This is a genomic window from Hydrogenophaga sp. (assembly GCF_030373245.1).
Lineage (GTDB): Bacteria > Pseudomonadota > Gammaproteobacteria > Burkholderiales > Burkholderiaceae_C > Hydrogenophaga.
This window is the reverse complement of the sequence record NZ_JAUCZF010000004.1, coordinates 363128-385631: the sequence shown is the minus strand read 5'-3', so window position 1 is coordinate 385631 and position 22504 is coordinate 363128. Positions and strand designations below refer to the sequence as shown.

At 57.3% G+C, this 22504-nt stretch carries 19 protein-coding genes and 1 pseudogene; 10 read left to right on the top strand and 10 right to left on the bottom strand.

Features of this window, described 5'->3' with window-relative positions; genetic code table 11:
- Window positions 1–110 precede the first annotated feature (110 nt).
- From QUV25_RS12020 to QUV25_RS12010, 3 genes are all read right to left on the bottom strand, one after another.
- On the bottom strand, window positions 111–878 hold the full coding sequence (locus QUV25_RS12020) for an ABC transporter permease (RefSeq protein ID WP_300864146.1): 768 nt from the start codon (window positions 876–878) through the stop codon (window positions 111–113).
- Window positions 875–1834 carry an ABC transporter ATP-binding protein gene (locus QUV25_RS12015; RefSeq protein ID WP_300864144.1) on the bottom strand — a complete coding sequence of 320 codons (960 nt, stop codon included), beginning with the start codon at window positions 1832–1834 and terminating at the stop codon, window positions 875–877. Before QUV25_RS12015 ends, QUV25_RS12020 begins: the two co-directional genes overlap by 4 nt.
- Window positions 1835–1966: 132 nt before the next feature.
- Complete coding sequence (locus QUV25_RS12010) at window positions 1967–2536, bottom strand: peroxiredoxin-like family protein (protein WP_300864142.1); 570 nt, start codon at window positions 2534–2536, stop codon at window positions 1967–1969.
- A gap of 127 nt (window positions 2537–2663) precedes the next feature.
- Here QUV25_RS12010 and QUV25_RS12005 point away from each other — a divergent pair, with 127 nt between their 5' ends.
- The 4 genes from QUV25_RS12005 (at window position 2664) to QUV25_RS11990 (ending at window position 8210) form a co-directional block, all read left to right on the top strand.
- Window positions 2664–3473 carry an AraC family transcriptional regulator gene (locus QUV25_RS12005; protein ID WP_300864140.1) on the top strand — a complete coding sequence of 270 codons (810 nt, stop codon included), beginning with the start codon at window positions 2664–2666 and terminating at the stop codon, window positions 3471–3473.
- A gap of 252 nt (window positions 3474–3725) precedes the next feature.
- Window positions 3726–4136, top strand: a complete 411-nt coding sequence (locus tag QUV25_RS12000; RefSeq protein ID WP_300864137.1) for a hypothetical protein — start codon at window positions 3726–3728, stop codon at window positions 4134–4136.
- A gap of 937 nt (window positions 4137–5073) precedes the next feature.
- On the top strand, window positions 5074–7140 hold the full coding sequence (locus QUV25_RS11995) for a hypothetical protein (protein WP_300864135.1): 2067 nt from the start codon (window positions 5074–5076) through the stop codon (window positions 7138–7140).
- 725 nt (window positions 7141–7865) lie between these two features.
- Entirely contained in the window at window positions 7866–8210 is a 345-nt protein-coding gene (locus QUV25_RS11990) for a hypothetical protein (RefSeq protein ID WP_300864133.1), read from the top strand.
- Between the two features lie 304 nt (window positions 8211–8514).
- Here QUV25_RS11990 and QUV25_RS11985 read toward each other — a convergent pair whose 3' ends face one another.
- Window positions 8515–9390 (bottom strand): site-specific integrase, encoded by an 876-nt coding sequence (locus QUV25_RS11985; RefSeq protein WP_300864131.1) that lies wholly within the window; start codon window positions 9388–9390, stop codon window positions 8515–8517.
- Between the two features lie 207 nt (window positions 9391–9597).
- Here QUV25_RS11985 and QUV25_RS11980 point away from each other — a divergent pair, with 207 nt between their 5' ends.
- From QUV25_RS11980 to QUV25_RS11955, 6 genes are all read left to right on the top strand, one after another.
- Window positions 9598–10983 carry a toll/interleukin-1 receptor domain-containing protein gene (locus tag QUV25_RS11980; protein ID WP_300864129.1) on the top strand — a complete coding sequence of 462 codons (1386 nt, stop codon included), beginning with the start codon at window positions 9598–9600 and terminating at the stop codon, window positions 10981–10983.
- Window positions 10980–12512: a hypothetical protein gene (locus tag QUV25_RS11975; RefSeq protein WP_300864127.1), complete on the top strand. Its 1533-nt coding sequence runs from the start codon at window positions 10980–10982 to the stop codon at window positions 12510–12512. Before QUV25_RS11980 ends, QUV25_RS11975 begins: the two co-directional genes overlap by 4 nt.
- 532 nt (window positions 12513–13044) lie before the next feature.
- On the top strand, window positions 13045–14553 hold the full coding sequence (locus QUV25_RS11970) for a hypothetical protein (protein ID WP_300864125.1): 1509 nt from the start codon (window positions 13045–13047) through the stop codon (window positions 14551–14553).
- Window positions 14550–15410 (top strand): serine protease, encoded by an 861-nt coding sequence (locus QUV25_RS11965; RefSeq protein ID WP_300864123.1) that lies wholly within the window; start codon window positions 14550–14552, stop codon window positions 15408–15410. Before QUV25_RS11970 ends, QUV25_RS11965 begins: the two co-directional genes overlap by 4 nt.
- 617 nt (window positions 15411–16027) lie before the next feature.
- Complete coding sequence (locus QUV25_RS11960) at window positions 16028–16366, top strand: hypothetical protein (protein WP_300864120.1); 339 nt, start codon at window positions 16028–16030, stop codon at window positions 16364–16366.
- Between the two features lie 130 nt (window positions 16367–16496).
- Entirely contained in the window at window positions 16497–17087 is a 591-nt protein-coding gene (locus QUV25_RS11955) for a hypothetical protein (RefSeq protein ID WP_300864118.1), read from the top strand.
- Window positions 17088–17223: 136 nt separating this feature from the next.
- Here the strand turns inward: QUV25_RS11955 and QUV25_RS11950 are convergent, their stop codons facing one another.
- The 6 genes and pseudogenes from QUV25_RS11950 to QUV25_RS11925 form a co-directional block, all read right to left on the bottom strand.
- Window positions 17224–17565, bottom strand: coding sequence for a hypothetical protein (locus QUV25_RS11950; RefSeq protein ID WP_300864115.1), 342 nt, complete (start codon window positions 17563–17565; stop codon window positions 17224–17226).
- A gap of 25 nt (window positions 17566–17590) precedes the next feature.
- Window positions 17591–18055, bottom strand: coding sequence for a hypothetical protein (locus tag QUV25_RS11945; protein ID WP_300864113.1), 465 nt, complete (start codon window positions 18053–18055; stop codon window positions 17591–17593).
- A gap of 236 nt (window positions 18056–18291) precedes the next feature.
- Window positions 18292–18498 (bottom strand): hypothetical protein, encoded by a 207-nt coding sequence (locus QUV25_RS11940; RefSeq protein WP_300864111.1) that lies wholly within the window; start codon window positions 18496–18498, stop codon window positions 18292–18294.
- A 120-nt stretch (window positions 18499–18618) separates the two neighbouring features.
- Entirely contained in the window at window positions 18619–20904 is a 2286-nt protein-coding gene (locus QUV25_RS11935) for a hypothetical protein (RefSeq protein ID WP_300864109.1), read from the bottom strand.
- A gap of 282 nt (window positions 20905–21186) precedes the next feature.
- A pseudogene (locus QUV25_RS11930) lies at window positions 21187–21408 on the bottom strand (transposase); the annotation flags it as partial.
- A 374-nt stretch (window positions 21409–21782) separates the two neighbouring features.
- Window positions 21783–22499 (bottom strand): ankyrin repeat domain-containing protein, encoded by a 717-nt coding sequence (locus QUV25_RS11925; RefSeq protein ID WP_300864108.1) that lies wholly within the window; start codon window positions 22497–22499, stop codon window positions 21783–21785.
- Between the last annotated feature and the right edge of the window lie 5 nt (window positions 22500–22504).

Sequence of the window (22504 nt, the reverse complement as noted above, 5' to 3'; positions counted from 1 at the left end):
GTCTTTCCATCGTGGTCTTTCGGTTCATGGATGTGTGAGGCGGGCCACCACAAAAAGTGCCCGGCGATATCCCTGGGTCATCCTCAGCCGCCGATTTCTTACATGCCCGGTCAACGGCGCAATTTGTAGCCAGTGCGAAACACCCACCAGATCACGCTGAGGCAGGCCAGCATGAACACCAGCGTCATGCCGGTGCTCACCGCGATGTGCACATCGGCCTGGCCATAAAAGCTCCAGCGAAAGCCGCTGATCAGGTAGACCACCGGATTGAACAGCGACAGCGTCTGCCACACCGGCGGCAGCATGCTGATGGAGTAGAAGGCTCCGCCCAGAAAGGTCAGTGGCGTGACAATCAGCATCGGCACCACCTGCAGCTTCTGGAAGTTGTCGGCCCACAGGCCGATGATGAAACCGAACAGGCTGAAGGTGACCGCGGTCAGCACCAGAAAGCCCAGCATCCAGCCCGGGTGCGCAATCTCATACGGCACAAAAAGGCGCGCCGTGGCCAGGATCAACAAACCGAGCACCATCGACTTGGTGGCAGCCGCGCCCACGTAACCGAGCAGCACCTCGAACCACGATACCGGCGCCGAAAGCAGCTCGTAAATTGTGCCCGACCACTTGGGCATGTAAATGCCGAAGGATGCGTTGGAAATGCTTTCGTTCAGCAGCGAGAGCATCACCAGTCCCGGGATGATGAAGGCGCCATAGCTCACGTTGTCGATGTCACCCATGCGCGACCCAATCGCCGTGCCGAACACGATGAAGTAGAGCGAGGTGGTGAGCACCGGCGCGATCACGCTCTGGGTGATGGTGCGCAGGGTGCGCGCAATTTCGAATCGGTAGATGGCGCGCACGCCGTGGAGGTTGAGGCTCATGCGTGGGCTTCCTGCGGTGCACGCACCAGACTCACAAAAATCTCCTCCAGCGAACTCTCGCTCGATTGCAGGTCCTTGAAGTCGATGCCCTCGGCAGCCAGGGCGCGCAGCAGATCGGCGATGCCGGTCTCTTCGCGCTGGGTGTCAAAGGTGTAGACCAGATGCAGGCCATCGGCCGAGAGCTCCAGCGGCCAGAGCGCAAGCGACCCGGGCAGCTGGGTCAGCGCCTGCTGCAGCGTGAGCGAGAGCTGCTTCTTGCCCAGCTTGCGCATCAGCACGGCCTTGTCTTCCACCAGGATCAGCTCGCCGCGGTTGATCACGCCGATGCGGTCGGCCATGTCTTCGGCCTCTTCGATGTAGTGCGTGGTGAGGATGATGGTGGTGCCGGCGTCTCGCAGGGCGCGCACCATGCGCCACATGTCGTGGCGCAGCTCCACGTCCACGCCAGCGCTGGGCTCATCCAGAAACAGGATGCTGGGTTCGTGCGACAGCGCCTTGGCGATCAGCACGCGCCGCTTCATGCCACCCGAGAGCGTCATGATCTTGTTGTTGCGCTTGTCCCAGAGCGAGAGGTCGCGCAGGATCTTCTCCAGGTGGGCGTCGTTCGGTGGCTTGCCAAACAGGCCGCGGCTGAACTTCACCGTGGCCCAGACGGTCTCGAACGAGTCGGTGTGCAGCTCCTGGGGCACCAGGCCGATGATGCTGCGCGCAGCCCGGTAGTCGCGGACGATGTCATGCCCATCGGCCAGCACGCTACCCACGGTGGCGTTGGACATGCCGCAGACGATGCTGATCAGCGTGGTCTTGCCCGCGCCGTTGGGGCCCAGCAGCGCAAAAATTTCGCCACGGCGGATGTCGAGATCGACGTTGCGCAGTGCGGTGAAGCCGCCGGCGTAGGTTTTACCCAGACCGCGGATGGAGACGACGGCGTCGGGAGAAGGTGAAGCTGATGGCATGAAGACGAGACAAACAGGAAAAGGGTCGCGCCGGCGATCCGAATGACCGCCACCGCAACCCTTGCTTGTAGCACGCCTGCCCCGCAAGCGCTGACGCCGCTCGCCTTTCCAGGCGCACGGCAGGGGGTCAACTCACACCGCGCCGGTGTACTCGCCGCGCGCCGGGTAGTCCTTGGCCACCGCAAAGTCGATGGCAGCCACCAGATCGGCGAACCCCGGGCGGGCAAACGGCATGGTCTGCACCGCGCCGTAGTACAGCGTGCCATCGGGCCGCACGATGTAGACGGCTGGTTCGCTGAACATCGCAGGCTCTTCGATGCCGATCGAAGTCTTGCCGCGCGACTCGCTGATGTACAGGCCCCACTCGCGCGCCGCCTTCAGCGGCAAGCCATAGGCAAAGCGCACGCCACTGGCACTGACCTTCTTCGCCATCTCCTGAGCGCGCTCCTCGGTGTCCGAACTGATCGCGACCACGTTCACGCCGCGCGAGGCGAACTCGGGCGCCAAGCGCTCCAGCTCGATCAGGTACTTGGCGCAGAGCGGGCAATGCAGGCCGCGGTAGAACACCAGCAAATCGAACTGCTCACCCGGCTGGGCGCCGAGCACAAAACGCTCGCCGTTGGTCAGCGGCAGGTCGAGGGCGGGCACCGGCTGGCGCGGCAAAAGGATGCTGGGGCGGATCTCGGTGCTGGGGTTGCTCATGAAGTCTCCTGAAGAAATGGGTAAAGCAATGGAATGGACAAGGCGGGCGACGGCTGCGCCACGACGCGTCAGTATGCAGTACGATGAAACACACAAAATTCAAATTTCATACCTTTTAGTTCAAATCATGCCTGCTGACACGCCACCAGAACCGCGCCTTGATCGGCTGACCGCCCTGCTGCGCGGCCTGTCGCCCCAGGTCACGCTGCTGCATGGCTCACCGGATCCCGTCAGCCTGACGCAACCCCGCGCCTTACCCACCTTGCATCTGGCGCTCTTGCCGGACGAATCCGGTGCCCATGCAGCCACGAGTGCCCTGCCCCGGTCTGAATCCAGCTTGCTCGTGTGGCGGGCTGACGACCCCGCACTGGCATGGCCTGTGTCTGCCCGAGCGACCGTCAGCCTGCACGGCCAGGCGGTGCTCGCTGGCCCGATGGCCGGTCTGCTGCTGGCCGCATTTGACGGTGTGCTGGCCATGCCGCTGGCCAGTGCCGATCCGGCCCTGCAGCAGGCGGTGCGACTGATCGAATCGGAGCTGCTGGCGCCGCGCTGCGGTGGCCCGCTGTTGCTCGACCGTGCGGGCGAAATCCTGTTCATCGGCCTGCTGCGCCACCTCATTGCCCAGCCGCGCACTCGCCACGGCCTGCTCAACGGCCTGTCCGACCCCCGGCTGGCGCGCGCCCTAGTGGCTGTACACGATGCGCCGCAACAGGCCTGGACCCTGGAACGCCTGGCACACACCGCTGGCATGTCGCGCACCGCGTTCGCCACCCGCTTTCGCGCCGTGATGGACCAGCCCCCGGGCGAATACCTGTTCCGCCTGCGCATGGCCCTGGCCCGCGACGGCCTGCAAAGCGGGCAAAGCCTCAAGCAGATCGCCGCAGCGGTCGGCTACACGCCGACCTCGCTGTCGCGGGCGCTGGCGAGGCTGCACTGAGCAGCGCGTGGCCTGCCCTGTGTAGGGTTCTGTGGTTTCGGCAAGGTCGCAAACCTTTGGCTTGGCTGCCACCTCCACTAGCGGCCAAGAGCAACAGCTCACTCGACCGCGGTCAAGGTCAGGTGAAGGCTGATCTGAGTCACTCGGGAACGGCGGATACGAACAGTAGAGATCGTCACCAGCGCTCATTCAGTGACCGACCATGCAGGCGGCCGCTTCACTACCAAGACCGGGTACTCACAAATGGATGGCATGAAGTCCTGTGTGAAAGACCGGTTTCGCATGGTGCGAAGTGGCAGGATGCCCGAGGATGTGTTGTTCCCGATCACCGATGCTCGAAAAACGTTGAAGTGGATCAATGCGAAGGCAAAAACCAATGTGCAAGGACATGGCTTGCGCGATACCTTTGCCAGCATCGCTGAAGAGCTGGTGTCAGGTGGTTTGCTGAAGCGAATGCTCAACCACTCAGTCGCAGGGGATGTGACCTTGGGGCACTACGTGGGCAAGAGTGAAGCGCAGTTGCGCGCCGGATGGCAAACGGTAGCTGACTTCATTGAGGCTGCGGCTCTGCTGCCAACGCCTGATGATGTGAAGGTGGTCGCTGGCGCTGCCTTTGGGAGTGACCCGGTAGGCACCTCTGCGCATACAGGTCTAGCGAAGTAATCATGGTCAGGATTCAATCTTCTTGCTCGCGTCGAGGACTTTCCGACCTGGCTCCTCGTCGGCACAAAGAATGCGAAAAATCTTATGGTCGTCGGCGTCCCCAAAACTGCCCAAAAACTTGAATGGACAAAGACGCGATGCGCGCCAGATCATCCATAAAGCGGTGCTTTTGGTACTTCGTGAGGAGACGTGCACTCACCGCACCTTGACACTTAGAGCGTCGAGATTGCATCATGGCGCGACAAAAGATGAGTCCCACGAGACGGATCAGCGACCCAGATGCCTTGTTCGTACATCTGCGATTGTGAAGTCCGCGCAAGCCCAAGCACTTTGGAGGACGTCTCAAGTGGTTCTCAAATATTCTTCTTATGAAGAGATGCTCCCGAACTGAAGTTAACGCTAACCTGGAGTTGCCAAATGGTTGACCCAAATTCTGATGTGAAGACGCAAGTAGCCACTACAGCAGATCACAACGTCTACAGAAACAAGTCGCGCAAAACGTGCGTCGCGTACAGCGGGGGAGGTTCGCCGACTCCGCCAAGTTCCTATGAGCACAAGTTTGGTCCAGCTACGTTGGCGAAGTGTAATGATTGGATCGAAGATAACTGCAAGGGAGGTGGTGGCACTCAATGTGATTGAAGAAAGACAGTTTCCTTCGAAGTGGTGGCTAGAAATGGGTCTGGACCCTGAGTCTTTGGCCCGTACTACCATTCAACACCTCAGTTTTGCTGAGCACTCGATTTGGAATTGGTTCAGTGCGTGCTTTAATTAAGTGGGTGCCGTAGCCGAAGGAGGGGCTCTTAAGCCTTTCACTAGTCGCTTTAGCAATGCTAAAAATTTCCTATTTGTGTGGATTTCGAATATTTCCTTTTGTGAGGTGCTCCCTTAATTTAGGTCATTCCAATGACCCAGCAATTATGATATAAAAGGCCTATCCATGAATACGGTAATTAAAAATGAGAGCTTCCACCCAGTCAGCCGCGCACTTCTTGGGCTTATTGCGATCGTGGTTGCTTTTGCTAGCGTTGCTGGTTGTGGAAAGAAGCCGGACAGTGCCGAATCTGTGTCTGAAGGCGCAGTTGGGGGGGCGTCAAATAGCCTAAACAAAGGAACGAGGCCGAATGGTGGTGATCCACTGACGCGTCGATGGACAGTAGACGAACTGCAGCCATTTGTGGTCGGTTTTCCTAGCCGAGGCGTCATATTAGGTCAAGCATACGACTTTGTAGACAAGCGCTGGCTCTCCAGTAACTGCGTTTCTGGCAAGAAGGTGGAGCTCGGCGCGGGCGAGATGACTGTCAAATTTCATGACCTTTACGACCGTCGGCAGATATTCGAATCTCTCAAAATCGAGATCAGTGCTGAAGGCAGCTTCGGAGGGGGCAGTGCAAGCGCTTCGTCGGATTTTGCCCGAACGTCAACTGTCAAGGCTGAGCGGCGCAATGTCATGGTTACAGTCGATTCAATGAAGAATGGCTGGCAACTTGCTCCAGAAGACGGAGCGCTTGGAGTGAAGCTGTCGGCCTTGGCCATCACCCAAGCCAATAAGCCGGCCGACCCTACGAATGAGAAGGATGAATTTCGACGCGCATGTGGTGACGGATTTGCAGTAGCGATTCGGAATGGAGCGAGACTCAGTGGCGTGTTTAGCTTTCTAATGGATAGCACAGAAGTCAGCGAATCGCTTAAGGTTGGGGCTTCTGGAGGTTATGGTCCAGTAAAGGCAAAGGCATCAATTGAGCGGCTGAAGACCGATCTTAAGGAGCAGAAGTCCAACGAAATGACTCTGCTTCAGGTCGGTGGCAATAGAGACTCCCTTCCGACAACAGTTGACAGCTTTCTTGCTAACTACAGTACGTTTGGCAAATACACTGAAGAGCAGGCGGTGCCTCTGGAGGTGGTCGTTATCCCATACAAGGCGCTGTCCGATCTGCCCATTGGCTTCAAGGATCGCTTACTACCTGATCTTGGTGTGCGGGGCCTTTCAGCTCACTATTGGCGCTTGCTTGACTTGAGCGCCCTATATGCTCGCGCATCGATGAGTCCCCAAGACTACTACCACCCCTACATCGCCCCGGGGGACAGTCTCGTCAAAAAGGCACGCGATCTCCAAAACGCGGCACGCTGTGTTAACGACATGCTTGAATACTGTTCAAGCAAGGGCACGCAAAAAGCATGCACTATCGAAGGCTTGTTAAGTGAAACGAATGAAGAAAAGGTCTGTATAAAAAATCAAACAGGTCTGACCCCTATAGACATCATTACCGCAAGTGAGTTGGCGCTTGGACGTAGCGCCGCAGTACAGCTGTTGAACAGCTCGCCTAGGTTCAAGAATACTGTAGAAAAGGCTGCTCTAGATGCATGGATGTCTTCGTCTGGTCTAACCAAAGTGACAGACCCTAGAAAGAATGTGGCAACGTTAAGCGAGGTGATTTCTCCCAATTTGCCGGATGGCGTCAACCCCACGACGTGGAAAGCGAATGTTTACGATTTGTGGTTCATGAGTTTGGCTCAGGCACCCTGGCCTCGAATAATTGCCCCTGGCTCTAACGAGGTTCAATTGACTTCTCCGCAAGACCTGCATAGTTTGATCGCAACGTTTTGTAATGTTCGTGGCATTGACTGTACAAACCTTGGCAAGGACAAAAACCCGACTCCCCAGGATATCAATAACGTGCTTTCGAACGACGGGCACCAAGACACACAAGGCAAACCTTCGAAGGAAGAAGTCTTCCGCAGCTTCATAGTGGCGACACGGCTTTTCCCCATCTCGTCCGTGACCTGCGATTCGCAGATCGAGTCGCCGCTGTGCCAGTTGCCAGACGTTTTGCACTTCTATGTATCAACTGCAAATGTGGCCACTCCTCTCACGTTTGGAGGCAGTCGGTGGTTTTCCAAAGTATCACCGCCGCCACCTCCCGCAAATGTACCCAAGAAAGATGAGCGGACACCCAGGCCCCCGTCCCGATGTGATAACCCTGCTCGTTGTCCGTTTGCGTACTAGTAATTAGTATCTTTGTCACCGCAAATGTGGATGGATCGATAATCCTTTGCCCGCGGCGGAATACCCGCCGAGTGGCGTAAGAGAATAGGCGAATGAGGCCCTAGCCGTACTCAATTGAAAGAGATGGCGTAAGGAGCCCAATGATTGCAACTATCACATCGTGCGTCTACTCACTCGACGGGTTGATCACTAACATAAGGAAATCAAAAATTTCTTTGTTAGGTTGCACGGACTCCGAAAAGGCTGGCTGGTGCAGCCTGCGATCGATCATCAATAGCTACTGTATTCAGGTGAAATTGTCGGACCAGTGCTCGAATGAGAGCAATGATGTGCTTTCGGGCAAGATATGCCCCAATGAGAGCATGCCCAGCAGCGCGTATCTGATGCATAAGGTAACAGTCGCTTATCGCCAAACACCGCTTGTCGCCAGCATGCGGAATAGATCTAGCTCACCCACAGTGTTAATATCCGGATGTCCAGAACGGCTACCTGTCGGTCAGTTTGCTACCGCAGAGTCCCGCTTTTGGCGAAACATGGTGCTTCTACCATCTCGTTAAGCTACCGTTGCCAGTGATTGCAGCAGAAAAGCCACCGACAAACCCATGCGACGTATGCCCGTCCAACCACGATTTATTTGAGAGTTTCAAAGGATAGTCCAACAGATCAGCTTATTTGTATTCGACCCTTGAACGTTCAGCCAATGCATAACTTGTAGGAGTCGCCACATGCCCCGCCCAAATCGCATTAAGTTTACTGATGAGGATCTCCGGGTTCTGAAGTTAGTTCGAGGTATAAAAACACTTGGAAATGCTAGCGCGCGGATGTTATTATCGGCACCAGTGCTGGAATTGATATCCAGCGCTAACCCGATTGAGTTTGCGGTCACTATGGCTGATACCGATTGGAATGATATTGCAGGCGGGGTTGCAAATATCCAGAAGGTCACCGCATGCAATGCACAAATAGTCCTAGATGCGCACGTGAACGATGGCATCCCAAGGCCGGTCGGAAACGCACTTGTGTACTTCAATCACTTGCTCGACCTTTGCGATCGCAAATGCCAAGCCTGACCAACCTGGGATTGTCCGCGTCGACCGAGTTTTGACCCTGGAAACTGTTTGGGACGAATTGCATTCGGTGGTGTTGGGTGCCGCCATTGACGGGTATCGATTCTGAATTTGCGTCCCGGCGTACCGCCGTCGTGCACTGCGGGCTTTGCCCGCGCCCCGAACTGGGTCACAGCCATGCGGCTTCGATCCCTGACGCCTCCGGCCGTGGGTGGGCCCTCGGCCTGCGCGCTGCGCTTGCCGCCAGGCCGGCCCGTGGGTGCGGAAGATGTCCGCCACCTCCAGGGCAGCGGTGCCCATGGTGGGCCTACGCGGTGCTGAGCTGCTCCAGCGGACTGACCACCTCGCGCAAGATGTCGGTGGCCACCTGCGCGTACATGGCTGTCGTCTCCAGCTTCTTGTGCCCGAGCAGCACCTGGATCACCCGGATGTCCACCTTCTGCTCCAGCAGATGAGTGGCAAAGCTGTGGCGCAGGGTGTGCATGGACACGCGCTTGTCGATGTTCGCGGCATCGGCCGCCATGTGAACAGCGCGGTTGAGTTGGCGGGTTGAGAGAGGTTCGACCGGGTTCAGGCCCGGAAACAGCCAGCCGCCATCAAGCATCTTGCCTTGCGCGCGGGCCACGCGCCACCAGACCCGCAGGCGCTCCAGCAACACCGGCGAGAGCATGGCGTAGCGGTCCTTGCTGCCTTTGCCTTGTTCCACGCGCAGCGTCATGCGCTGGCTGTCGATGTCGCCGACCTTCAAGGAAACTACCTCGCTGGCACGCAAGCCCGTGCCATAGGCCAGCGACAGCGCGGTCTGGTGCTTGAGGTTGGCAGCGGCTGCGATCAGGCGCGCCACTTCCTCGCGGCTGAGCACCACCGGCAAGGTGCGAGGCAAATGAACCGCCTGCATCTTGGCCGTCAACTCTGCGCGATCCAGGGTGATCTCGCAGAAGAACTTCAGCCCGGTGATGGTTGCGTTGAGAGTGGTGGGAGAGGTGCCCTGGTCAACCAGGTGAAGCTGGAAGTTGCGCAGGTCCTCGATGGTGGCGGTGTCAGGAGGCCGGTGAAGGTATGCGGCAAGCCGGCGTACGGTTCGGATATAGGCAGTCTGCGTCTTGGGGGCCAGCCTGCGCATCCGCATGTCTTCAAGCATGCGCTGGCGCAAAGGTGAAACCGTCGGATGGGGTGCATTCATGATGGTGCTCCTGTCGTGACCGAGGCCAATTGCCTCGGCTCACAACATCGGCACGTGCGCCATCGACGTCAACCAACCATCTCAGCTCGGAGACTACCGCGCGAGCGGTTTAGTCCAAAGGCTCGAAGCGGTCTGCCGTCTATAGACGATCAAACGCCAGCTCATGCCGAAAGCTGATATTCGCCCAGCATCGCTGACAATGCTTGGATGAGCCGCCAATCAATCTTCATCAGCCATGCCACGCCTGAGGACAATGGCTTTGTGAGTTGGCTTGGCGCTCGCTTGGAGCTAGCGGGATTCTCTGTCTGGCACGACCTCGGCCGCCTCAAGGGCGGTGATTACTTCTGGGACAAGATTGAACGGGCCATACGGGACGAGTCCTACCGCTTCTTGGCCGTGATCTCCACGGTCGCGGTGGACAAGCAAGGCGTTAAGGACGAATGGGCGCTGGCTCAGACCATCGAGAAGTCAATGCCGGGCTTCGTGATCCCGCTACGCTTAGACAAGTACGATTTCTCGCTGCTGCCCATCGGCATCCACCGCAAGAATGTGATCGACTTCGCCAACGGATGGCATATGGGCTTGGCTGCTCTGCTCGACACGTTGACCGAGGCCAATGCGCCCAAGGTGGCAGCCCCCGATCCGCGCTCCACCAGGCACTGGCTCGCCGAAATGAAGGAGGGGGCGATCTTGCGCACCGAGTCCAAGGAATCGCTGGACTCGACATGGCTCAGCGTTGTCTCGCTGCCACCGATCGAGACCGCCCGCATCTTGGGAAGCGAACGAGTGATCAAGGTAACTGACCTCAACCGAGCCATCCCCTGGTTCGAGCATGAGGACCGCATTGTCGGCTTCGCCAAGGCGGGCGACCTCGTCTCCAACATGTCCAGGTCGGTCATGCTAAAGGCCTCCACTGGCGTGGACTCGACCATGTTCATTCAGAGCGGCGCGACTATCGGCGACAAGCACGTGGATGTGCGTGAGGCCCGCAAGCGCGTCGCCAATCTCGTGCGGCAGGCGTGGGAGCTCGCCATGGAGGCCAAAGGCCTCGGCGTCTTCGAGCAGGCTGGCGGGCGCAAGGTTTTCTATGTCACACCCGAGCTCACCAAGGGTCGTGGCGAGAAGGTCGCATTCATTGACGTCGATGGCCGAAAGCGACGCAAAGGGCTCAATGGTCGCAGCGAGAAGAAGAAGGCCAATTGGTGCTACGCCGTGGGCATGGTGCCTCAGTTCGACGAGCCGTGGCGGATCGAGCTGCGTGCCACCATCGTCTTCACCGATGATGAAGGCAAGCCGTTCGATGTGCCAGCAAAGGCGCACCGTCTAAGAATGAGCTTCTGCCGCAGTTGGTGGAATGACCGCTGGCGCGGCTTCTTGCGGGCCTTCCTCGCCTTGGTAGCAGACGGTGCTACTGAGATCCAGCTGCCAGTTGGCTCGGGCCGAGCGGTCGTTGTGTCCGCCACGCCGATCCTGTTCAGCTCGCCCGTGGGCCTTTCCGACCTGGCGCCATCCATCGATGACGATCCTGTCGATGAGCCCGACGACGAATTGGGCGAGGTCGATGACTTCGACGCCGACGAGGTTCCGGGATGATCCTCGAACTCAATCTGATCGAGATCGCTGAGCCCGAGCTGCTGTTCGGCTACGGGCAGTCCATGGAGCATCCCAAGGACGGTCTGCTGCTGTATGGCCCAAAGGAGAGCCCTCAGGCAGGGTCGAAGCTCCGCATCGGTGTGGTGTCCACAAAGGAAGGCCTGCGTCGGTACTCGGCGTGCGTCGCGCGTTTGGCCAAGCCCATCGCCCCGGCGCTGGCCAACAACCCTAACCACACCATGTTTCCGGGCTTCCAAGCACTGTTCGGCGTGGAGTGGCCCGCTCAGCCCGCGACATGGCTGGAAATCGACGCTGCCGAGCTCGCCAATGCGATCCGCATCGCCGATCGCCATCAAGCGATCCACAAGGCCGTCTCGCTCTTTTCCGATGCGATCGCAGATCACTTGCGCGACGGTAGCGAATCGACCATAGATTTGTGGATGGCCGTTGTGCCCGAGGATGTCCACAAGTATTGCCGCCCGCAGTCGAAGGTCGAGGCCAATCAGAAGCAGCGCTCCGGCGTGCTGATGGACAAGGCGGCGGCGAACCGCCTGCTCAAGGCTCCGGGCCTGTTCGAAGAAGACAACGCATCAGCCGAGATTTACCTCTACGAGCTCGACTTCCACAATCAGCTCAAAGCCCGGCTGTTGGAGCACAAGGCGGCGGTGCAAGTGGTCCGCGAGACCACGCTCGCACCCGAAGAATTCGTCCGCGAGAACGGCATGCCAAGCCGCGGCCTTCAAGACCCTGCGACCCTTGCGTGGAATCTCGCCACGACCTGCTTCTTCAAGGCCGGCGGCAAGCCTTGGCAGCTTGCGGCATCGCGCCCCGGCGTCTGCTATGTCGGCATCGTCTTCAAGAAGGATTCGTCATCGGCCGAACCCGGCAACGCCTGCTGCGGCGCTCAGATGTTCCTTGACTCCGGCGACGGCATCGTGTTTCGCGGAGCGGTCGGCCCATGGCTCACCTCGACCAAGGACGACTTCCACCTCCCCAAGGAGAAGGCCAAATCCCTGATGGCGATGGTCGTGGACGCATATCGCAAGAACCATAGCGGCCAGGCCCCCAAGGAGCTCTTCATCCACGGCAAGACGCGTTTCTCGGCCGAGGAGTGGGATGGCTTCAAGGAGACCGTGCCGCCCGAGACCAATGTGGTGTGCGTGCGTATCCGCCAGGATGCGGGCATGAAGCTCTACAGGCACGGCACGATAAACATCACCCGAGGTGTGGGCTGGATTAAATCGCGGTGGATGGCGTATCTCTGGACCAAGGGCTTCGTGCCGAGGCTACAGACTTACGCCGGCCGCGAGGTGCCTAACCCACTGTCAATCGAGATTTGCCGAGGGGTGGCGGACATTGAGCAGGTCATGGCGGACGTGCTCGCACTAACCAAGCTAAATTACAACGCGTGTATCTATGGAGACGGCGTGCCGGTGACACTGCGCTTCGCCGATGCGGTCGGTGAAATATTGACGGCTGCACCTCGCAAGAACGAACTGCCTCCGCTTCCATTTCGCTACTACATTTGACGCGATACCCGAAGTGAAGAACGCGGGTTGGCTTCAGAGGGGCACTGACGGCATGATATGCACAGCCAAGGTGGTGATCAGCAGGCGTCCCCCAGGCTGATTGCGGACTGTCAGAACGGGCAATCATTGTCCGGCGGCTCTTAAGCCCGCCATTCGTTCTTCGGATTCCCATCGGACCGCTGTACACCCGAAACCGCTCAACTGGTGACGGCCCGCCGCCAGTTTTTGTGCAAACGGCTGTTCTCGGCGCCCTAGTGCGGCAGACGTGCGAGCGACGAATTGCTACGGATATGCGCTCTTTGCGGTGAGTGAGTCCGCTGACGCTGAACAATCTCGCCTATGTCGACCCTTTGTGTCTAGAGCTTTTGATTCTTGCAATTGATGTATGCGGCAGTCCTGGAATGTCAGAAGTCTTGCGCGTGTCACATGGCAATCTACGCGTGATCGGGCCGTCTGTTCATATGAATTGAGGATGTCCGGGGGCGGCTGCGCCGGTATGCTATCCAGATAACCTTGAACGGAGCGTTGCACCATGCGTCTCGTCAATGCCCTTGGATTGGCCTTCTTGTTGGTTCTGGTAACAGGTGGTCAGCTCGCCCAAGCGAACGATGCCCGCGAAACGCGGGTAGGTTGGCTTGAAAGATGCCCTCACGAACCGGACCCGACCGTTGACGAGGTGAACAGGAGCGCACTGATAGGAGGGTTGATTGCGGCCATAGCACCGAAGCTGATCGAAGGCACGGTGGACGCCGCTGCGGAAGCACTCAAGGCGGCCGGGCAGGCGAAGACGTCTACCACCACCGCGCGCAACGGCGCCTCGTTCTACAAGGTGGGACAGGACGCGGACCTGATCGTTGCCAGCACTTGCTTGGCCGTTGTCCGCGGCACGTTCAAACAAGGTGCGGCGTCTGCCGCCGAGTTTGGATGGGCCAACCCATCCACGCCGTTCCATGGGCTGCAGCATGCCAACCTCCAGTTTGAAGCCAAGGTGGTGCCTATTAAGGGAGCCAAGTTCTTCAGGTTGGTTCCTCAGTACCTGCGCCATAACGGTGACTTCGAGGACACGGGCTGGTTTGCGGGTAAGCAGCGAGACTTTTTGCTCGCCATGGCCATGTCGTTGCCGGGGAGCGCCCAGCCTTTCGGGCAGGCGGATTTTCTGTTCCATGACGTGGTCCAAGGCAGCGAGCTGGTCGCTCCCAACGCGCTCTTGACGGCGGCAACCAGTTTGCCGATCGCCTTCCCTGCCGAGACGTCCGATGCGACCAAAGCCAAGACGCAGCTGGAAGCGACGTTGTCACCCTGGTTGCTTGCCATGGACATTCTGATGCCCGCTGTCAAGAAGGCCGTGCCACCACCTCCCTCGCTGTTCGAAGGGACGACGCTGGCAGCAGCGACGGCACGGTACTGTACAGAGATCAGGCGCCTTAACGCGCAGACGCCGGAGAAGTTCCAGCTCGGTGACACGCGTTGCACGTACGAGCTGGACGTGCCGAGGGCAAGCATGGAGTCGACGTCAGCGCAGGCCAACCGCAGCCCGTTGCGTGTCGATTGGGCGCAGCAACTGTGCGGAAGCTTCACGCCCGCGGCAGGGACCGCTGCCCCCATCTGCTCTCGCTTTGCCAACGACCCGAACGTACAGGCTGCTCGCACGTTGGTCACTGGCAAACTATTCACCCACGTCACGACCCAACTGACTTTGTCCGAAACACGCGAGGGCAGCAAGCTGGCACAGTTCTTCGGTAACGCGCTATCGGCCGCCAAGACGGAGGTGAGCACCGTGCTCAAGGACAAGCTGCTTCCGAAGACCAGCGAGCAGAAAGCGACCGAGGCCGAGGCAGAGCGTGCGGCCGCGAACGGCGTGCTGCTTGCAGACCTCAAGGTCACGCAGGCTGAAGAAGAACTGGCAGAAGCTTTGGCGGCCGCGAGCCCGGTGGCATCGGACATCACGGCGGCTCGCATCGATCTGCTCAAATCCAAGATCGAGTCCAACAAAGCTCGACGCGACGCACACATGCCCGTTCTGTACTCTGAGGTGCAATGAAGCTCCTTGCGATTACGATCGGCGGTTTGTTTCTCGTGTCTTCGCTGCATGCTCAGACCCAGGGCATGGTGCCGCTGGGGACGCTGAAGCCAGATGTCATTGGCGGCGTGGAGGTCCCGAGAGGGCAGGCGCCCTGGCAAGTCGCCCTCATCGACCGCAATTCCCTCAGTCACTTGGACGGTGTCTTCTGCGGCGGCACGGTCGTTAGCAGCGAATGGATTCTCACCGCAGCGCACTGCCTCTTTGAGAAGAACGATGGAACCCAGCCATGCATCGAATTACGCAAGGAAGCTTTCTGGATTGGGTACGGTTCGAATAGGTTGGGTGATGCTATTTCTTTGGTGATGCCGCAGACGTTCGTGATAGCCGACGGCTACGATTGCCGCAACCGCATTCATGACCTTGCGCTGGTCAAAGCGGCCAAGCCACTTGTCACAACCTTGCCGATGTCTGTGGCTTCCGCTCATAAGGCGCTGGCCCTGTTGACGCCGCCGGGGACGGCAACGGTAAGCGGCTGGGGGAAAACCATGGAACGTGGTTGGAAGTCGTTGGACTTGATGGCCGTCGACGTCCCTCTGGTGGATGCGGGCACATGCGCGAAGCTTCACGGTGGGGGCCTGCCCCCCAATGTCATTTGCGCCGGAGCGTTGAACAGGGATGCTTGTCGAGGTGACAGCGGAGGTCCGCTCTATCGGCGTCAAGGCAATTCGGCGATTTTGTTGGGGGTGGTCAGCTTTGGCGACGGTTGCGGTCGGGCCGATAAGCCTGGGGTATATGTGGCCGTCCACGCCTACGCGGACTGGATCGCCAAGCACACCGCGTGCGTGCCCTCGACAAAACCGCCGTTTGTTTGCTGAGATCCCGGCATACAAAGCTCGCTGACTGTGCTACGCAGCGCTCAACGGCCTTAGGTCATCCGTGTAGCTGGCGTACCGGAGGAGCACAAGACTTGGTTGTCGGCATGAACCTGCACCCCATACTGCACACTGGCCGGCGGCCTAAGGCTGACAGCAGCCGGTCAGGTTTTGCAGCCGGATGCCAGCCGCCGCCGCAACCTGCCATTCGTCATCCTGCGGGGCGACCGGCCGCTGTACCTTCAGCAGCGGCCACTCAGCGGAGATGGGTCGCACAAGGTGCCAAGCGACTCCTTCCGGCCAAGGCGACCGGCTCTTCGCGACCCTGAGCGGTCTTCCGTCCTCGATCCCTCATTCGCCGACCAGGGGTTGCCAAGTGTCGGCAGGCTCTGCCATTCGTGTCCATGACTCGCCGCTAAACTGTTTCGCAGACGGCAACCTAGACCGAACGGGTTTGCCGTTTTCGTTATACCTGTTCATGCATCCAGCTTGATGCTGTATATGATTGATTTAATTGGCTTTTGGAGGAGTCATGCGACTTAGTTTAACGACTGCGTTCGATGTTATCCTCCGTTTTGCTGAATGTATTCAAGTCAGGCTCTGACAACTCCCGGCCTTTCATGTCGAAGAAGCTGACCTTTTCGCTACTTCTTATTTGGCTCTTCGTCGGGCTAGCGGCGGCGTATGCCTTGTGGGCGTTTGAGCTTCAAGGCCCTACCAAATGGCTCCTCTATCTCCTGGCTGGCCCACCGCTGTATCTATTTCTGAGCGGTGTCGGAGAGTTGCTCGGTGAAGCTTATTCAAGGCTGCCCGGCATTCGCCACGGAAATGAGTTCATTGAACGTCGCACCGCAAGGCATCCAGTGTCTGGGCTTCGTATCCTCTGGTACTTATTCATTTCGTTGCTGGTCATAGGCGTCGTGGTCGCAGCTATGTGGGTCTATCGAACCCATCTCTAAGCTGGCAAGACCGATGCTTTTCCAGTTCGATCCAAGGGCCGCCGTGCACCAAGATCCGGCGCCTAACCCGTTAAGGGATATAGTGCGACAAGCCGCACTATATCCCTTACGTCGAACGTAAAAAATCACCATGGGATATTCGCTATCCTGGCTTGCATTTAAGGGGACTGCGGTTGAAGCAGGACTTGAAACACTCGGACTTTCGAAAGCCGGCAGTGTGGGTGAATGGGGACGCAAATCGGTCACTGGTCACGCGCTTCCCGACGGGTGGCATCTCGTCATTGCTCCGCGTTGCGATCACCCTTTAGTCGCTAAGTCAAGCCTGGCCGTGCTGTCGAGGACCGCCAAAGTTATTGCCTGTCGTGTCGAAGAGCACGTAATGTTCTCTTCAGCCGAGTTCTGGGCGCACGGCGAAAAAGTATGGTACGTTGAACATGATGCACAACAGAGCAAGCGGCATCTGAAAATCGAAGGCGCTCTTCCCGCCCCCTACGGCATCGCCGTAAAGCAAGCGGAACAACAACAAGACGCGGAGGACTTGGGGCCAAAGGAAGTGGACTTCTACTTTGACGTGCCTTTGCGAACTGCCGGCGAGATTGCCGGCTTCAAACACGATGAAGAAAACTCGGCCCTTGACTACATGCAATTCGAGGTCTATGCAACTTCATCCATGCCTTTACTTGGAGGGGCTACCCGAAAATGGTGGCAGGTTTGGAAGTGACCTTTAACTTGCCGACCCATCGGACCGCCTGCGGCTTCCGCTGACCTCTACGTTGGACCTCACAAGGATAGCTGATGATTCCGCAAAGCTGCCTACTCATCGAAACCAAGAAGTTTCCCATCAAGCCGTACGAAGATCAGGAGAACGTCAACGAAGGCTTGTACCAGTTCGGCAGCGGCTCGGTTCCGCCGAATAGAAGGGGCTTCCAGTTCGGATTTTCGGCGACGACCTTGGGCATCAACGCATCGAAGCCAGCGATGAACGCGGCAGAAGAGCCAAACTCAGTAGCGACTTCCTTGAGTTCGGCAACGACCCCCTTCTCCTGAAAGAAAAAGTCTGCGTTCTCGAACGTCCGCGGGTTTGAGACGACTTGCTCGACGACTGTGCCACCAGCGCGGCCGACAAACTCACGCCAAGTGGACTCTACGTTCAGTGGATCGTGGGGACCAACGTCCCAGAAGCCGGGGATCGATGGCATGACGGCTAACGAATTGAGTTAGGCATCACCGCGGTGCGCTGCTGCCTTTGCTGTACTTGGTCGTTACCTTCTCCGTCCATCGCTTAATCAGAGCGGACGAGTCCGTCATAGCTTCGACGCAAGAATCCGAGTGCTTGTTCATGAGCAAGGATATGTTGCTGTAGTTGTTGGCGATCGTCTTTTGCATGCCCTTGAGACTCATTTCGAAACGGGCAAGCGTGACTCGCGTTGCAATATCCTCAGTCCTACTCTGCTTAGCTGCAAGTAGGGAGAACTCGGCCGCCTTATCTGAGGCGTCCTTGTACTTCTTGGCTTCATTCTCTTTGCCAGAACTCTGGAATGCGCCTTGCACGATGGAAAAGTATGCCGCGCAGTCGGCGTACTCAGTTGCGACATTGTCGGTAACCTCGGCGGTCATAGCCTCTGCGGTAGGCTGCGCGGTCGCATGAACTGAAGCTACGATCGCTGCGAGTAGGAAAGGGATGCGCATGTGTCTTCCTGTGATGCCAACTTTGATTTAAACGGCAAAACGCAGGATACCCACAATCGTGGTCGTTAAACGAAGTCGCATGGCATCCCAAAAATGTGTTTGATATCGGGCCTGTGGCGTAGCACTTTGTATGCATGAACAGGTTTAACAGATCTGACAAACCTAACCAAGTCCGAAACACTGTCCCGAGATCGCCGGTCAGACAATCAGATCGCCTTGCGAGTCGACGATTGCCATCACGTTTGACTCCAGAGGACTTGCCGATCATTACAACCGGGATGGCAGCTATAAGGCCCGTGGTCGGATGACAGCAACGGGTACCTAGGGTCGACCATCGCGCTCAGGTTGATGCGCTTGAACAGGCGCCCGACCAAGGCCAAACCACCATGGCTGCTCAGATCGTAGGGCAGCTTCTTGACAACAAATTCAACCGGATCAGCCATTTGCGCTTCCTTCACCTGCAGGGTGCAAAGCAGATGGGGGTCAAGTGCTTGATTCGTATGAGGATTTACCCTGAACGCGACTGTGAGGTCACGGATTCAGAATAAAAGACTACAACGAAATTAGGGCAGCCGCCGAAACAGTAGGGCGGCTTCCCCTTTGAAAGGCGAGAAGTCCCTCCGATAACGAATCACCGCGAACTGATGATCTCCTGCAGATATGCCTCCATCAAAACTGACGCTGCCAAAATTAGCGCTGCAGAGCCCACCTGGCCTAAAACTTTCAGGAGCTGCAGAAAGTACTTCCCCGTTTACAGTGAGTTGGCAAATACCAAAATCAGGATTTGGTGAACCCAGGGGGGATTGTCCAAAGTAAATTCTTAAGTTGCCTGATGTGATTAAACGATCTGCAGAGATCAACACATTGGGATCGGTCACTAGAAATGGAGTGCTCGCTATCAGCTCGTAGTTGACGGAGCCCGAGCCCGGCCAATCATCAAAGTTGATGTCTCCAGTATGGTAGGTGTAGACAGCAGGGAGATAACCAGGAATGGATCTGATTGAGTAAGGCAGCGCCATAAGCCCAATACCTGCTATCGCATTGCCAGATTTTTCAAAGATGGCATCTGGATTGACTCCGCCAATAAGGGGGGAGCCATTACTGGAGAAAGAAAGTCCACTCCATCCGCCGCCACCCGCATCCCTAAGATTGTAATAGGCAGTTGGGTCACTGATTAAAGAACCGACAAATCCTCTGGAGAATGTTGGGGTAAAACAGTTTTGAAGAGCGCCAGAGGCTTTGAAAACAGCTGCAAGGCCGGTAGATGAAGCTGTTCTGCTGTTTTGTTCGAGCCGAATAACCGCTTTTGAACTGCCTGCACCAACAAGCATTGCACGAAAGCCAAACGATAGCCGCTCAGGTAAGTTGCTAATTGCTGAAATGGAGCCAAACTCCATTGTTGAATCAACCCGCTGGACTGGTGTATCAATATCACCAATGCTGCTCATTGAATAAAGAGTTCCATTCTCATCGGAAAATGAAAAGTCATAACTAACTAAAGGCGCGCCGTTAACAAACTGAACTACTATTCTCGATGGATTCATCAATCGCAATCGCGATAGCCCGTCAAAACTCGTTGCCGGCCTAGTTTGTTCTTCCAGCAATAATTCGATCTTTCCGCAAACTGGTAGATCGGTCGCCGGAGTTCCCGCAGCGTAGACAGTGCCGCCTCGCAGCGGTGCCCCAATGCGATTGGATGTATTTATATCTCCAGTTGATCGATCGATTCTTACCCCGTCTTCGTATGAATATCCATAATTCCAACGCCCAATCGAAAAGTCAATATCACCAGAAACCTCAGCAACACTGGATGAGCCGACAAAACTAAAATCTACCCCGTTGCCAACCTCTCCCTTGCGAAATGCAATAAGAGCACCGCGATCGTTAAAAACAGTGTCGGTGGTTGGCATTGTTGAGATGCCTGGAGGACTTAAATAGCGGAGCGTCCAGTTGGGGATAGCAGAAACTGCAGACCCCGTGCTTTCGGCTGAACTGAATAGATTTGCATCCACCTCGGACGGGAGGCCAATTTGGTTGTAGATGCTCGATCTTTGCGTACTTGAGATTAGTGAAAGAGTATCGATGAATCTTACCAATCCTGCGGTTTGTATCGAATTCAATCTATCGTCGAAAGAGTCTGTTGATAGAAAACTGTAATAATCTTCAAGGGCTAGTGTTAAATTTGAACCAGGGCGTCTCTTCAGAAATTCATGTACGAATCCAGCAGAAAATCCAACTTGAAAGGAAAATTGAAGCTCTTCTTCAGATGCATTATTGATTTGATCAGTTGTGGCTTTTTGGATATCGATAAACTTTATCCCGTGTGGGGATCTAAGGGAAAATGAATCTCTAAATTGCTGAAGTGCTGCGCTGACTGATGCGGTGCTCCATTTATTGGCGCTAACTTCATTCTCTATTGATTTGGTGAAAGACTCAGAAATGGCACTCAATGTAAAGTGTCTTTCGTTATTTCCTGCAATAAATACAGTTCTCAGTGGCGCCGAGAGGATGGTTCGCATCCCGTCAATCTCATCATTGTATTCACCACCTTGTGCTTCAAATAGATATACAATCCCTTCTTTCAAATTATTCGGTATTGTGAAGGATCCATTTGAATCTGTTTGCTTGCTTGCCACTGGCCGTTTATCGCCTTCAGAGCTAAGCTCAAAAAGATTGACTGTTGCGCCCCGAGTCAGTCCTTTCACTACTTGCCCAGTCAATGGAGGAGCAGAAACTCCTTCCGAAACATCGCTGCCACCTCCGCCACATGCGACGATGAAGGTAATCGCGAAAGCTGCCGAGGTTAGTTTGAGCCAACCAAAGAAGTGTCTGCTGCAGCGAGTCATCATCGGTCCAGTTGTAAAGAGCTAAGTGATTGAAGAAGGAATGTCGCCAGTCGAGAAGCCGCAGCGAGAATTTGTCGCGTGCAAGTGCTGTAAATATTGTTACATGAACAACATGGGTAAGCGCAGTGGCCTTATTCTCCTTTGGTCAAGTTGAAGTAAACCAAGAGACTCAGTATCTGGGGGCTGTCCGAATTTTTGTGTTCGAGGCGCTGAGAGACTTGTCCATGGCGACGGGCGTCGCTTGGCGACGAACGACCGACGCGGTGGGCAAGTTGGTGCCACGTCTTAAGCGGCAGCCTTCGTGAAGCGATCTTCATAAAGGATCGCGAATTGGTTCATAGCCTCCTTCCAGTTGTGCGCCGCACGGCTCCATTCGGCCGTGATGTTGCGCAGCGCCAGCCAGATCAGTTTGCTGGCCGCATCGTCGCTGGGGAAGTGCCCGCGCGTCTTGATGATCTTGCGCAAGCGCGCGTTGACGCTCTCTATGGCATTGGTCGTGTAGATCACCTGACCTGCTCCCATTCGCCGTACCAATCACTCCGAGAAAGCGTGATCGGCTTGAATCCGTCAAGGAGAGCGGAACCTGCAGTTCAAGGTGCAAGAGACTACAGGTGCCATGCCAGGGTCAGGTGTTCCTCGTATAGCGGCCGCTCGGATGGGCACCAGCCGCTCATCTGAACGTCGCCTTGATGGCGACTACCGTGAGGCCGTGTGCCGCTGGCGACCGGCTCGATACGCTGCAGAACGGTCCTTGAAGAGTGCATTGCGTACGCCCTCACAGGGTCGTTCAGGGACCGCCTCAAAAATCAGTGCCGGGCAGACGGTCGATGGCCGCCATTTGAAGACGGCGCAGCAATCGTCGCGTACTGTTGCGGGCCGCTTCAGCGCGAGGCACCGCGCTCGAGCTGACTCACCATGGCGGTATAGCCCCGTGATCGGGCCAGCTGGAGCGGCGTCTGCCCCTGGCGATCGGTGAGCGCCAGGTTGGCGCCTGCGTCGATCAGCGCCTGCAGCGTGGCCTGGTGTCGAGGGCCACCATCACCCAGCACCACGGCTTCGATGGCCGCTGTCCAGTGCAGGTTGTTCACATGGTCAAGCGGCGCGCCTGCAGCAATCAACTGTCGCACCACGCCGTCATGCCCCAGGTGGGCCGCCGCGATCAGGGCTGTGCCGTCGTATCGGCTGGTGGTCTGGCCGGCACGCGCGCCCAGACTGAGCAGCTCGCGCAGGCTCACCTCGTCGTCGGCCACCGCGGCAATGGTCACTGCGTCGTAGCGGTCGTTTTCCAGCCGATCCAGATCGGCACCCGCCTTGGCCAGGGCGCGGATCGCCGCAGGGTGCCGGGCGAAGGTCGCCACATGCAGCGGCGTGCGGCCTTGGCTGTCCGTGGCATTGCGGTCGGCGCCCGCACCCAGCAGGCGCTGCAGCTTCGCTAGGTCACCGCGCCAGGCCGCGGCGTGCAGTCCCTTGTAGGCAGCGGCCTGCGACGCGCTGGGCGGGACCTGCGCAACGGCGGAAGTGGGGAGACTGACGCCGAACAGCGCCACCGCCAGGCAGCCTGCTGGCAGAAGGCTGCCCCGCAAAAATTTCCTTGTCATGGCTG

Bases quoted from the DNA above. Each gene is read 5' to 3' on its own strand.
- QUV25_RS12020 (WP_300864146.1), bottom strand. From the start codon at position 878: ATGAGCCTCAACCTCCACGGCGTGCGCGCCATCTACCGATTCGAAATT.
- QUV25_RS12015 (WP_300864144.1), bottom strand. From the start codon at position 1,834: ATGCCATCAGCTTCACCTTCTCCCGACGCCGTCGTCTCCATCCGCGGT.
- QUV25_RS12010 (WP_300864142.1), bottom strand. From the start codon at position 2,536: ATGAGCAACCCCAGCACCGAGATCCGCCCCAGCATCCTTTTGCCGCGC.
- QUV25_RS12005 (WP_300864140.1), top strand. From the start codon at position 2,664: ATGCCTGCTGACACGCCACCAGAACCGCGCCTTGATCGGCTGACCGCC.
- QUV25_RS12000 (WP_300864137.1), top strand. From the start codon at position 3,726: ATGAAGTCCTGTGTGAAAGACCGGTTTCGCATGGTGCGAAGTGGCAGG.
- QUV25_RS11995 (WP_300864135.1), top strand. From the start codon at position 5,074: ATGAATACGGTAATTAAAAATGAGAGCTTCCACCCAGTCAGCCGCGCA.
- QUV25_RS11990 (WP_300864133.1), top strand. From the start codon at position 7,866: ATGCCCCGCCCAAATCGCATTAAGTTTACTGATGAGGATCTCCGGGTT.
- QUV25_RS11985 (WP_300864131.1), bottom strand. From the start codon at position 9,390: ATGAATGCACCCCATCCGACGGTTTCACCTTTGCGCCAGCGCATGCTT.
- QUV25_RS11980 (WP_300864129.1), top strand. From the start codon at position 9,598: ATGAGCCGCCAATCAATCTTCATCAGCCATGCCACGCCTGAGGACAAT.
- QUV25_RS11975 (WP_300864127.1), top strand. From the start codon at position 10,980: ATGATCCTCGAACTCAATCTGATCGAGATCGCTGAGCCCGAGCTGCTG.
- QUV25_RS11970 (WP_300864125.1), top strand. From the start codon at position 13,045: ATGCGTCTCGTCAATGCCCTTGGATTGGCCTTCTTGTTGGTTCTGGTA.
- QUV25_RS11965 (WP_300864123.1), top strand. From the start codon at position 14,550: ATGAAGCTCCTTGCGATTACGATCGGCGGTTTGTTTCTCGTGTCTTCG.
- QUV25_RS11960 (WP_300864120.1), top strand. From the start codon at position 16,028: ATGTCGAAGAAGCTGACCTTTTCGCTACTTCTTATTTGGCTCTTCGTC.
- QUV25_RS11955 (WP_300864118.1), top strand. From the start codon at position 16,497: ATGGGATATTCGCTATCCTGGCTTGCATTTAAGGGGACTGCGGTTGAA.
- QUV25_RS11950 (WP_300864115.1), bottom strand. From the start codon at position 17,565: ATGCCATCGATCCCCGGCTTCTGGGACGTTGGTCCCCACGATCCACTG.
- QUV25_RS11945 (WP_300864113.1), bottom strand. From the start codon at position 18,055: ATGCGCATCCCTTTCCTACTCGCAGCGATCGTAGCTTCAGTTCATGCG.
- QUV25_RS11940 (WP_300864111.1), bottom strand. From the start codon at position 18,498: ATGGCTGATCCGGTTGAATTTGTTGTCAAGAAGCTGCCCTACGATCTG.
- QUV25_RS11935 (WP_300864109.1), bottom strand. From the start codon at position 20,904: ATGATGACTCGCTGCAGCAGACACTTCTTTGGTTGGCTCAAACTAACC.
- QUV25_RS11925 (WP_300864108.1), bottom strand. From the start codon at position 22,499: ATGACAAGGAAATTTTTGCGGGGCAGCCTTCTGCCAGCAGGCTGCCTG.